The organism is Actinomycetospora sp. (assembly GCF_055612215.1).
Window position 1 is genome coordinate 1 of record NZ_JBVPVA010000658.1, and the last position, 11367, is coordinate 11367.

General features: G+C 75.6%; 13 protein-coding genes. 7 read left to right on the forward strand and 6 right to left on the reverse strand.

Features of this window, described 5'->3' with window-relative positions; translation table 11 throughout:
- The coding region (locus AC0CYZ_RS18025) for an AMP-binding protein (protein WP_472217780.1) at nt 1–1092 on the forward strand (1092 nt) is incomplete at its 5' end.
- 41 nt (nt 1093–1133) lie between these two features.
- Here the strand turns inward: AC0CYZ_RS18025 and AC0CYZ_RS18030 are convergent.
- On the reverse strand, nt 1134–1874 hold the full coding sequence (locus tag AC0CYZ_RS18030; protein ID WP_472217782.1) for a C40 family peptidase: 741 nt from the start codon (nt 1872–1874) through the stop codon (nt 1134–1136).
- A gap of 697 nt (nt 1875–2571) precedes the next feature.
- Here AC0CYZ_RS18030 and AC0CYZ_RS18035 point away from each other — a divergent pair.
- Genes AC0CYZ_RS18035 through AC0CYZ_RS18055 form a run of 5 tightly spaced genes read left to right on the forward strand, consistent with a single transcriptional unit; the run spans nt 2572 to nt 6102 of the window.
- The gene (locus tag AC0CYZ_RS18035) at nt 2572–3015 is read left to right on the forward strand and encodes a MarR family winged helix-turn-helix transcriptional regulator (protein WP_472217783.1); all 444 of its coding nucleotides are present in this window, start codon (nt 2572–2574) and stop codon (nt 3013–3015) included.
- Complete coding sequence (locus tag AC0CYZ_RS18040; protein WP_472217785.1) at nt 3012–4409, forward strand: MFS transporter; 1398 nt, start codon at nt 3012–3014, stop codon at nt 4407–4409. Before AC0CYZ_RS18035 ends, AC0CYZ_RS18040 begins: the two co-directional genes overlap by 4 nt.
- Entirely contained in the window at nt 4406–4978 is a 573-nt protein-coding gene (locus tag AC0CYZ_RS18045) for an isochorismatase family protein (protein ID WP_472217787.1), read from the forward strand. Before AC0CYZ_RS18040 ends, AC0CYZ_RS18045 begins: the two co-directional genes overlap by 4 nt.
- Before the next feature lie 42 nt (nt 4979–5020).
- On the forward strand, nt 5021–5482 hold the full coding sequence (locus tag AC0CYZ_RS18050) for a GNAT family N-acetyltransferase (protein ID WP_472217789.1): 462 nt from the start codon (nt 5021–5023) through the stop codon (nt 5480–5482).
- 20 nt (nt 5483–5502) lie between these two features.
- Entirely contained in the window at nt 5503–6102 is a 600-nt protein-coding gene (locus AC0CYZ_RS18055) for a carboxymuconolactone decarboxylase family protein (protein ID WP_472217791.1), read from the forward strand.
- Nucleotides 6103–6134: 32 nt separating this feature from the next.
- Here AC0CYZ_RS18055 and AC0CYZ_RS18060 read toward each other — a convergent pair whose 3' ends face one another.
- The 3 genes from AC0CYZ_RS18060 to AC0CYZ_RS18070 are packed head-to-tail and all read right to left on the reverse strand — an operon-like array spanning nt 6135 to nt 8973.
- Nucleotides 6135–7631 carry a hypothetical protein gene (locus AC0CYZ_RS18060; RefSeq protein WP_472217793.1) on the reverse strand — a complete coding sequence of 499 codons (1497 nt, stop codon included), beginning with the start codon at nt 7629–7631 and terminating at the stop codon, nt 6135–6137.
- On the reverse strand, nt 7616–8365 hold the full coding sequence (locus AC0CYZ_RS18065) for an ABC transporter ATP-binding protein (RefSeq protein WP_472217795.1): 750 nt from the start codon (nt 8363–8365) through the stop codon (nt 7616–7618). The genes AC0CYZ_RS18060 and AC0CYZ_RS18065 overlap by 16 nt, the downstream gene beginning before the upstream one ends.
- Nucleotides 8362–8973: a TetR/AcrR family transcriptional regulator gene (locus AC0CYZ_RS18070; RefSeq protein ID WP_472217797.1), complete on the reverse strand. Its 612-nt coding sequence runs from the start codon at nt 8971–8973 to the stop codon at nt 8362–8364. Before AC0CYZ_RS18070 ends, AC0CYZ_RS18065 begins: the two co-directional genes overlap by 4 nt.
- Before the next feature lie 130 nt (nt 8974–9103).
- Between AC0CYZ_RS18070 and AC0CYZ_RS18075 the strand changes: the two genes are divergently transcribed.
- On the forward strand, nt 9104–9538 hold the full coding sequence (locus tag AC0CYZ_RS18075; RefSeq protein WP_472217799.1) for a hypothetical protein: 435 nt from the start codon (nt 9104–9106) through the stop codon (nt 9536–9538).
- 50 nt (nt 9539–9588) lie between these two features.
- Here the strand turns inward: AC0CYZ_RS18075 and AC0CYZ_RS18080 are convergent, their stop codons facing one another.
- Both AC0CYZ_RS18080 and AC0CYZ_RS18085 read right to left on the reverse strand, forming a co-directional pair.
- Nucleotides 9589–10806: an alpha-hydroxy acid oxidase gene (locus AC0CYZ_RS18080; protein WP_472217801.1), complete on the reverse strand. Its 1218-nt coding sequence runs from the start codon at nt 10804–10806 to the stop codon at nt 9589–9591.
- Between the two features lie 99 nt (nt 10807–10905).
- Nucleotides 10906–11220 (reverse strand): hypothetical protein, encoded by a 315-nt coding sequence (locus tag AC0CYZ_RS18085; protein ID WP_472217802.1) that lies wholly within the window; start codon nt 11218–11220, stop codon nt 10906–10908.
- Between the last annotated feature and the right edge of the window lie 147 nt (nt 11221–11367).

Here is an 11367-nt window from a genome sequence, read left to right on the forward strand (position 1 = left end):
TTCGACGCGGCGCGGACGCTGGAGCTGGTCGGCGAGCGCCGCGTCACCTGGCTCTACCTGGTCCCGACGATGATGGGGCGCATACTGCGCCTGCCTGCGGCGGCGTGGGACGCGGCGGACCTGTCGAGCCTGCGGACCGCGCTGCACGTCGGCGCGCCCTGCCCGCCGGAGGTCAAGCGGGGCTGGCTGGCGCGGCTGCCCACTCCCGAGATCCTCCTCGAGCTGTACTCGGGCACGGAGTCGCAGGCCAGCGCGATGATCGACGGGCGGGACTGGCTCGCGCACCCGGGATCGGTCGGGCGGGTCACCCGCGGGCGGATGCGGGTGTGCGACGACGACCTTCGCCCGTGCCCGCCGGGGGTGGTCGGCGAGGTGTGGATGCGTCCCGACGCCGGGCCGACCTACCACTACCTCGGGGCGCGGGCCCGGGCGCTCGACGGCTGGGAGTCCCTCGGCGACCTGGGCTCCTTCGACGACGAGGGCTACCTGTACCTCGCGGACCGGAGGGCCGACATGATCGTCGTCGGCGGGGCGAACGTGTACCCCGCGGAGGTCGAGGCGGCGCTGGTCGCGCACCCGGGCTCGGTCGGGCGGGTCACCCGCGGGCGGATGCGGGTGTGCGACGACGACGGGCGCGAGTGCCCGCCCGGCGTCGTCGGCGAGGTGTGGATGCGTCCCGACGGCGCGCCGACCTACCACTACCTCGGGGCGCGTCCGCGGGTGCTCGACGGGTGGGAGTCGCTCGGGGACATGGGCTGGTTCGACGACGAGGGCTACCTGTACCTCGCGGACCGGCGGTCCGACATGATCGTCGTGGGCGGGGCGAACGTGTACCCCGCGGAGGTCGAGGCGGCGCTGGTCGCGCACCCCGAGGTGGCCGACGCGGTCGTCGTCGGCGTGCCGGACGAGGACCTCGGGCGCGTCGTGCACGCGGTGGTCCAGCCGGTGCCCGGGGCCGGGCCGGGGCTCGCCGGGCGGTTGCCCGGCGAACTCGCCGACCGGCTCTCCCGTCACAAGATCCCGCGGACCGTGGAGCTGGTGGACCACCCGCTGCGCGACGACGCGGGGAAGGTGAGGCGTTCCGCCATGTGAACGGTTCTCGTCGTCGGGGCGACGAGAACCGTTCACATGCGCTAGCGCATCCGGCCGAAGCTGACCTGGCCGAACATGTTGCCGAGCTTGACCGACTCGCCGGGCTCCGGCGCGGTCCAGATCTTGTTGTTCCCGGCGTAGATCGCGACGTGGTAGATGCCGTCGGGGCTGCCCATGAAGACCAGGTCGCCGGGCTGGGCCTGGCTCCGGCTGATGTGCTGCGCGGCGTCGTACTGCTGCTGCGCGGTGCGGGGCAGGCTGATGCCCATCTTCTTGAACACGTACTGGGTGAACCCGGAGCAGTCGAACGAGCTCGGGCCGGTGGCGCCGTAGACGTAGGGGGTGCCCTCGTACTGCGCCGCGGTGGAGACGATCCGGGTGCCCAGGGAGCCGAGTGCCGCGGGGGCGCTCGCCGTGGCGGCGGTGGCCCGCGCCGACGCCGACTTCGCCGCCGCGGCCTTCGCGTCGGCGGCCTTGGCGGCGGCGGCCTTCGCCGCGGTGGGGGAGGTGTGCTTGATGGCCGGGGCCGCGGCGGGCGCGGTGGCGGCGACGGGGGTGACGGCGGCGCGCGGCGCGGGCACCGGGACCGCGCCGGGGTGGGTGGTCGTCAGGTCGGCCGCGGCGTGCGAGACGTCGAAGCTCGACAGGGCGAAGGCCCCGGTGGAGCCGGCGACGGCGGCGGCGCTCGCGGTGACGAGCGCCGCGGCGATCCCGGCACGGGTCAGCGAGCCGCTGGTGAGGGAGCTGGGCAAGGACACCGGCAGGGACACGGGGCCCGCCATCACGGCGTGACGTCCTGGCATGGAGACGCTTTCTCGGTCGTCCACGACGCCTCGGGGTGACGTCGCTCCCGTCCTCGACCGCGGTGCGGTGTGCGGCCCGGTCCACACCCTGGGGAGGCGGGCCGCCGGACGGGCACGGCGGCCCGGGCGTGGGCCGGGTCGACCCACCGGGAGGTGAGTCGCCGAGACCGTATCGAGACCTTTCCGTGACCGGGAGGGGTCCTCGTCGGGCCGTCCGCGCGGTGGGCGGTCGGGTCGCGGGTGGCGCCGCGCCCGACCGTCCGGCGCGAGCGCCCCGCAGCGGAGGCCTGGGTGGCCCCCGATGTTCGGCCCTCTGGACTAGTGATCGGCCGTCCGGGAGGTGCACGCCCGGCGCTGGCGAGGCTCGGGCGCGCGACGACACCGGGGGTTCGTCCGGGCGCGGCCGACCGGTCGTCGCGGGTGACGCTCGCCGAGCTGTCCCCGGCCGGCGGCGGACGGTCACGGCCGCCCGTTCCGAGCGAAGGGGCCCCTCGGTCGGTCTATCCGGCGAGGGGCGCCCCCCGCCGGTCGCGGAGCAGCACGCCCGTTCCGAGCGAGGGGGCCCTTCGGTCGGTCTATCCGGCGAGGGGCGCCCTTCGACGGTCGGCGGAGCGGCGACCGAGAAATTCGACAGGCTGAGTTGAACAGTCTGGCCTGTGCATCTACCGTGGTCGACATGGAGACGAGGCAGCCGACGGCCGCAGCCGTCGAGGCCGCGCGGGCGGTGCGGACCGGGATGGGCCGGCTGCGGCGGCGGCTCCGCGAGCACTACGACCGCGCCGAGCTCACCGCCTCCCAGACGGGACTGCTGGGCCGGCTGCGTCGCGAGGGCCCGGCCAGCGCGAGCGAGCTCGCCGCTGCCGAGGGGGTCCGCCCGCAGTCGGTCGCGCTGTCGATCTCGGTGCTCGAGGAACGCGGCTTCGTCACCCGCACCCCGGACCCCCGGGACGGGCGCCGACAGATCGTCGCGATCAGCCCGGCCGGGCTGGACCTGCTCGAGAGCTCCCGCGCGGCGGGGGAGGGCTGGCTCGCCGGCGTGATCAGCGAGCGGCTGACCGAGGCCGAGTGCGCCACCGTCGTCGAGGCGATGGCGCTGCTGGACCGGGTGGCGCAGCCGTGACGGCGTTGCTCGCGCGCTGGCGCCGCCCGGCCGACACGGCCGCGTTCGACCGTCGCCTCGTCGCGCCGATGATCCTCGGGTCGCTGCTCAACCCGGTGAACTCCTCGCTCATCGCGGTGGCCCTGGTGCCCATCGGCGTCGCGCTGGGCGCGCCGGCGACCGAGACGGCGTGGCTGGTGTCCGGGCTCTACCTCGCCACCGCCGTGGGCCAGCCGGTGACGGGACGGCTGGTCGACCTCTACGGGCCGCGCCCGCTCTACCTCCTCGGGACCGCGCTCGTCGGGATCGGCGGGCTGGCCGGCGCGCTGGCCCCGGACATCTGGACGCTCGTCGGCGCCCGGGTCCTGCTCGGGCTCGGGACGTGCGCCGGCTACCCGGCCGCGATGTCACTGGTCCGGCGGGAGGCGGCCCGGACCGGCCGGGACAGCCCCGAGGGCATCCTGACCCTCCTCTCCGTGGCCACCCAGACGATCGCCGTCATCGGCCCGACGCTGGGCGGGCTGCTCGTCGGGATCGGGGGCTGGCGCGCGACGTTCACCGTCAACGTCCCGCTCGCGCTCGCCTGCCTGGTGCTCGGCGCCCGCCGGCTCCCGCGGGGCACGCGCCGCGACCGCACGACGAGCCTCGCGGCGACCGTCGACCTCGCCGGCATCGCGCTGTTCACGGTCACGCTCGTCGGGGTGCTGCTCGTCCTGATGCACCCGGCGTGGTGGCCGGTGCTCGCCGTCGTCGTCGTGTCCGGGGCCGGCCTGGTGCTCCGGGAGCTGCGGGCCGGCACGCCCTTCCTGGACCTGCGGGTCCTGGGCGGCAACGTCCCGTTGCTCGTGACGTTCGTGCGGGCCCTGCTGACGGCGACCGTCTCGTACTGCCTGCTCTACGGCTTCACCCAGTGGCTCGAGGAGGGGCGCGGCCTCCCGGCGTCGGGGGCCGGCCTGATCCTGCTGCCGATCTTCGTCACCGGGATCGGGGTCGCCGCGCTCACCGGCCGCCGTCGCGGGGTGCGGGGCAAGCTGCTGGTCGGGGCCGCGGCCCAGGTCGTGCTCGCCGGTCTGGTGCTCCTGCTCGGGGACACCAGCCCGATCTGGCTGATCGTCGTCGTCGCCCTGGTCGCCGGGGTGCCGCAGGGGCTGAACTCGCTCGCCCTGCAGAACGCGGTCTACCGCCAGAGCGACCCCGGCCGCGTCGCGTCCTCGGCCGGGCTGATGCGGACCTTCTTCTACCTCGGCGCGATCGCCGCCTCCACCACCGGCGGCCTCGTCTTCGCCCACGGCGCGACGACGGCCGGGGTGCACGACCTCGCCCTGGTCATGCTCGCCGCCGCCGCCCTGTTCGGAGTCATCACCGTCGCCGACCGCTCGCTCGGCCGGCTCACCCCCACGGAGGACCCCTCGTGACGCTCTCCACGCTCGACCCGACACCCGCGCTCGTCGTCGTCGACCTGCAGCGCGGCATCGCGAGCCGCGACACGACCCCGCACGCCATCGGCGACGTCGTCGGGCGCTCCGCCGAGCTCGCGGACGCGTTCCGGGAACGCGGGCTGCCGGTCGTGCTGGTGCGGGTCGGCCTCGACGGTGCCGGGTTCAGTCCGGGGCGGACGGACCGGCCGCGCGTCGGCGGGACCCCGCCGGCCGGCTGGGACGAGATCGTCGACGAGCTCGCCGGCCACCCCGAGGACGCCCTCGTGACCAAGCGGAACGTCGGCGCCTTCGTCGGGACCGACCTGGACCTCCAGCTCCGCCGGCGCGGTGCCACGCAGGTGCTGCTGACCGGTGTGGCGACCTCGATGGGCGTCGAGGGCACCGCCCGCGCCGCGCACGACCACGGCTACCACGTCGTGCTCGTCACCGACGCCATGGCCGACACCGACGAGGCCACCCACCAGCACAGCGTCGCGGCGATCTTCCCGAAGATCGGCGAGACGACGACGACCGCCGAGGTGCTCGCCGCGCTCCCGGCCCGGTGAGCCCGGTGAGCCCGGTGAGCCCGGCGGTCTACCGTGACGCGGGTGGCCGATGACGTTGTCCCCACCGTCACGATCGAGATCGTGGAGCGGCTCGACGAGGCCGTCCGCGCCGCCGTCGAACGGCTCCTCCCGCAACTCTCGCGCAGTGCGACCTTCGACGAGCAGACGCTCGCCTGGGTGATCGCGCACGAGGCCACGACGCTCTTCGTCGCGCGTCTCGGCGACGACGTCGTCGGGGCCCTGACGCTCGTGACCTACCCGCTGCCGACCGGGCTGCGCGCGCACGTCGACGACGTCGTGGTCGACGACGCCGTGCGGGGGCGCGGAGTCGGGGAGGCGCTGGTGCGGGCCGCGCTGGACCGCGCGGTGCAGGTGGGCGCGCGCACCGTCGACCTCACCTCGCGTCCGTCGCGCGAGTCGGCGATCCGGCTCTACGAGCGCGTCGGGTTCGTGCGGCGTGACTCGACGCTCTTCCGCTGGGAACCGTCGCGCGACCCCGCCTGACGCGCGGCTAGCGTCGGGGCATGACCGAGCACCCGGCAGCGGACGCGAAGAACTGGGGCGGACGGCTCCCGCGCAACGAGACCCTCGACCTCGACGAGGACCAGCGCGCGGTGGCCGAGGAGATCCGCGGCCGCAGTGTGCGCTGGGCCGAGCGCTCCGGCTTCGCCGCGACCGACGACCAGGGCGGGCTCCTCGGCCCGTTCAACGCCTTCGTGCTGCGACCCGGGCAGGCGCAGGGCTTCAACCAGTGGGTCCAGCACGACCAGAAGCACTCGTCGCTGGACCGGGCGATCCGCGAGGTCGTGATCCTGACCGTCGGCACCGCCTGGGACGCCGACTACGAGATCTACGCCCACGTCGCGGTGGGGCGGGCGGTCGGGCTCTCCGACGCCGCCGTCGACGGCATCCGCAGCGGGTCGGGGGAGGGCCTGGCGGGCGACGAGGCCACCGCGCACCGCTTCACCGACCAGCTGGTGCGCCGCCACCGCGTCGACGCCGAGACCTACGCGGCGGCCGAGCGGGCCTTCGGCCGCGACGGCGTGCTCGACATGGTGCACCTCATCGGCATGTACCTCGCGACGTCGGCGCTGCTCAACGCCTTCGAGGTGCCGGCACCCTAGGTGCGCTCCGCGCCCGTGAGCACTTTCCCGTGTCATAGGGCGGAATAGTGCTCACGAGCGCGAAGCGCACCCAGGAGGAACAGCACCGTCCCGACGGCGAGGGCGACCGGCACGGCGGCCCAGTCCAGGGGGAGGTCACCGGTCACGGTGCCGAGGACGAGCACGACCGCGGCCGGGGCGGCCGTCAGGGCCGTGGCGTAGAGGCAGACCTGGACCTTGACCGAGAACGCCGGGGTCGGGCCGCCGGTCGCGTCGAGGGGGAGCGGGATCCGGACGGAGGCGTAGATCAGCACGCCCGCCCCGCCGAGGAGCAGCGCGGGGGTGAGGGCCGCGACCCACGGCCAGGCCCACGACTGCCCCGACGCCGCGGTGCCGGCGACCCCGGCGACGACGGCCACCGGCGCGGACACGACGAGCCACGCCAGCTGGCGGCCGCGCACGTCCGGCCCGGCGCTGTGCGGCGTGAGCAGCGTCGGCCAGGTCATCGTCCCGTCCTGGCCGTGCAGGTTGCTCGCGCAGGCCGCCGTGATCACGGTCCAGAGCAGCCCGCCGAAGGGCAACAGCACCGCGACCCCCGACGTGGTCGCGGGCAGCAGGGCGGTGCCGGCGCTGACCAGGAGCGCGATCAGCAGGCAGGTCAGCCGCAACGGGTCGCGCACCCAGAGCCGCAGCTCCTTGGCGACGACGGCGCCCGTCGGCGAGGTGAGCAGCGGCGCGGCCACCCGGGTCCGGCCGTGGCCCGAGCCCCGTGGCGGGACCGCCGCCCCGGCGATGCGCCGGGCGAGCGCCGCGGGCAGGACGGCGAGGGCGGCGACGGTGGCCGCGGCGAGCCCGCCGAGGGCGAGCGCGGCGGTGGTGGCGTCGCCGCGGGCGGCCGCGTCGACGGCGACCGGCGCCCAGCCCGACGGCAGGGCCCGCACCACCGCGGTCAGGACGGGCGAACCGCGGTGGCCGAGCACGCCGGCGAGCAGCGGGAGCAGCGTCCCGGCGAGGGCCACCGCGGCGAGCACGAGCGCGACGACCCCGGTGGCCAGGTCCCGGCCGCGCCGCGCGGTCGGTGCGACGGACGCGCCCGCGAGCGTGGCCGCCGCGACGGTGAGGGCCAGCGTGAGCGCCCACCCGACGATGCCCACGACGACCGCGGGGGCGCCTCCGCCCGCCGCGTGGCCGATCACGGCACCGAGCGCGAGCGCGGTGATCGCGGTCCCGGGCGAGCGCAGCGTCACGAGGGTCAGCGCCGCCGCGAGGGTGCGCGGCGGGATCGGCAGCAGGGCCAGCAGTTCCGGGGGCAGCACGGGGTCGCCGCCCGAGAGCGCGGCCTGCCCGACCTGGCCCGCCACCCACAGCGCGAGCACGAAGGCGACGGTGTCGGTGGCCGCGCCCGGCACCGCGCCGCCCTGCGCGCCCAGCCACAGCGTGCTCGCCGCGGCGAGCAGGCCGAGGACCCCGGCGGCGAGCAGCCAGCCCCGCCGGCGCGGCGGGGTGTGCGCCGCCATGTCGGCGCGCAGGCGGATCAGGAGCCCAACCACGACAGCCTCCGCCGCGCGGGCACCCCGACCAACGACGCGAAGGTCTCCTCGAGCGGGTGCCCGTCGCGCACCACCTCGGTCGGGCCGACGGCCACGACGCGCCCGGCCACGAGGACCGCGACGTGGTCGCACACCTGCTCGACGAGCGCCATGACGTGGCTCGAGCACACCACGGTGCCGCCGGCGGCGACCACGTCCTGCAGCAGTGCGCGGATGGCCATCGCCGACACCGGGTCGACGGCCTCGAGGGGTTCGTCGAGGACAAGCAGCCGCGGGTCGTGCAGCAGCGCGGCGGCGAGCCCGATCTTCTTGGTCATGCCCGCGGAGTAGTCGGCGATCAGCGTGTGACCGGCGCGGTCGAGGTCCAGGACGGCGAGCAGTTCGTCGGTGCGGCGCGTGACGACCGCGGCCGGCAGCCCCCGCAGGAGCCCGAGGTAGGTCAGCAGCTCGCGGCCGGTGAGCCGGCCGGGCAGCCCGAGCCCGTCGGGCAGCACACCGACCACCGCCTTGACCGACTCCGGGTCCTCCCGCACGTCGTGCCCGCAGACCCGCACCGACCCGGCGTCGGGACGCAGCAACCCGACGGCGATCGACACCAGCGTCGTCTTGCCCGCCCCGTTGGGGCCGACGAGCCCCAGGAACGACCCCGGCTCCACGCGCAGGTCGACGCCGTCGAGGGCCTGCGTCGCGCCGAAGCGCCGCGAGACGCCGGTGAGCTCCAGCGCGGCCGTCATCGAGGGTCCCGGACGGGGGCGGTGGCCCGGTCGAACACGTCGGCCAGCTCGCGAGCCCGGTGGCGGACCTCATCGGGGTCGGCGAGCGGGACCGCGACGAGCGCATCGACCGCGCCCGTGACCGCGAGGGCCATGACCGCGGGGTCGAACGCCCCGAACGCGCCGTCGCGCTGCCCGTCGCGCAGTCCCTCCTCGAGGGTCGACACGCGCGACACCAGGCCGGCCGGGTCACCCTCGACGCCGGGCGCCGACCCGGACGCGGACGCGGCCAGGACCTCCCGTAGGGCGCGCACGTGGGACGGCGCGACCGCCAGCAGCTCGACGTTCGACTCGATCCGCGCCCGCAGCCGCCCCCGGTGCCCCGACGCGGCCTCGATGCGGGGTCCCATGTGCCCGCCGGCGACGCGGGCCGTCGTCGTGAGCACCTCGGCGAGGAGGTCCTGCTTGTCGGCGAAGTGGTAGCTGATCACGCCGGTACTCGACAGCCCGGCGTGGCGGGCGATGCGTGTGAACGTCGTCGCGGCGTGCCCGTTCCGGGCGAGGACCTCGATGGCCGCCGAGACGATCTGCTCCCGCCGGGCCCGCTCGGTCAGCGACATTGCTTGCATGAGCAGAAACTAGCTCAGGCGAGCAGAACATCGCCAGACCCTTCGTGGTGGGCGGCAGCGGACGGACCATTCCGATTGCGTGCGATCGGTGGACGCCGGGGGTGGGCGCTCCCGGATAACGTTCCGTGTCATGACCGTCACGGCCGAGCCGGCTGCTGCCCCCGCCCCCACGTCGGCCGCGGAGGCGACGGCGGCCGACGCCGCCGCCGGGACCGGCCCGGGCAAACTCGTCCTGCGGTCGCTGGAACGCCTCGCCGCGGCGCTCGTCGACCGCGCTGCCGAGGCCGCGGTCGACAAGGTCGACGACGTCGCCGAGAAGCTCGAGGGGATCGCCGCGAACGGCGGGGTCGGACTGGGCGCCGCGTTTGGGGCCGGCACCGCGTACATGGCGGGGAAGAACCCGGTGGTCGGCGCGCTGAAGGGCGCGTGGGGCGCACTGAGCACCGGCAAGAAGGTCGCGATCGTCCTCGGACTGGTGCTGCTCGGCCTCCTCAGCCCCGTCGCCCTGGTGCTCGCCCTCGTCGGGCTGTTGGTCTACGGGATCGTCAAGGCCGCGAAGACCTGAGTCATGTGAACGCTCGTGGTCTTCCGGGCGACCAGAAGCGTTCACATGCGTCAGCGCGGGAGCAGCCGGGCGTGGCGGCCGTCGAGGTCGTCGACGCGCTCGACGCCGAGCAGCTGCATCGTGCGCAGCGCCTCGGCGGCGAGGATCTCCAGCGCGCGGGCCACACCCGCCTGTCCGCCGGCCATGAGCCCGTAGAGGTAGGCCCGGCCCACGAGGGTCGCGCGGGCGCCGAGCGCGCGGGCGGCGACCACGTCGGCACCCGTCGTGACCCCGGTGTCGACGAAGACCTCGGCGCGGTCGCCGACGGCGGCGACGACGTCGGGCAGCAGGTCGAGCGGCGTCGGGGCGCGGTCGAGCTGGCGGCCGCCGTGGTTGGACACGACGACGCCGTCGGCACCCCGGTCGACCACCTCGCGGGCGTCGTCGACGTGCTGGACGCCCTTGACGACGAGGTGGCCGGGCCACTGCTCACGCAGCCAGGTGAGGTCGTCGGCGACGGCGGTCGGGTCGAACATCTGCGCGACGAGCTCCGCGGTCGTGCCGTTCCAGGAGCTCATGGAGGCGAACTCGAGCGGGTCGGTGGTGAGCAGGTTGCCCCACCAGGCCGGGTGGCGGGCCATGTCGGCCAGGGTCCGCGCGGTCAGCGTGGGCGGGATGGTCAGGCCGTTGTGGGAGTCGCGCAGCCGGGCACCGGAGACAGGCGTGTCGACGGTGAGCACGAGGGTGTCGTAGCCGGCCTTGCGGGCGCGCTCGACGAGGTCGTTGGAGGCGTCCCGGTCGCGCCACAGGTAGAGCTGGAACCAGTGCCGGCCCAGCGGCGCGGCGGTGGCTAGGTCCTCGACGGACGTCGTGCCCATCGTCGAGAGCGCGTAGGGCACCGAGGCGGCCTCGGCGGCGCGACCGACGGCGCGCTCGCCCTCGTGGTGCATCATCCGCGTGAACCCCGTCGGCGCGAGGACCATCGGCAGCGACGCGGGGACGCCCAGGATCGTCGTCGAGGTGTCCACCGCGCCGACGTCGCGCAGGATGCGTGGGACGAACTCGACGCGGGCGTAGGCGTCGCGGGCGCGCTGCAGGCTGATCTCCTGCTCGGCGGCGCCGTCGACGTAGTCGAACACGGCCCGCGGCGTGCGCCGTCGGGCGATCGAGCGCAGGTCGGCGATCGTGAACGCGGACTCGAGGCGGCGCCGCACGGGGTCCAGGCGCGGCGGGCGCACCCCCAGCAACGGCTTCAGTTCGGAGTAGCGGGGGAGCCGGCGTGACGGCATCGGCGAGTCCCTCCTCGACGTCGGGATCCGACGGGCCGGGCCCGCCCGTGCGACGACGGTAACCCGGCGAGCGCGTCGCCGCGCCCGGCACGGAGGGCGCTACTTCCCGGCGGTCCCGCCGTCATCGGGCACCCCGGGCAGCGCGTCCCCGGCGGGCGGCTCGCCCGACCCGGCCGCGGTCGGGCCGCCGAGCGCGGGTACGGCCTGCCCGGCGCGGTAGTAGACCCAGGTGTCGCCGGGGTGGTGCGCGGTGCAGTCGACGTCGGGGACCCGCACGGAGTGCGGCGCGGAGCAGACCTCGGCGGTCGTCGAGTCGGCGGCGAGCGAGGCGCCGATCGCGAACACGGCGACGATCGCGGCGAGCCCGACCCAGAACGAGGCGAGCACGGGGTCCACGCGCCACCGCTCACGCATCCGCCGCCCCTTCCGTTCGGGCCCAGTCTGGCCCACGGGCCCGACCCGCCGACGGCCCGTCGGCGAAGCCACCCGCGGGCGTCGCGATCACACCTCGCAGCGGCGCACACTCTCCGTCGTGAGCACGACGATCTCCTGCGCCCGGAT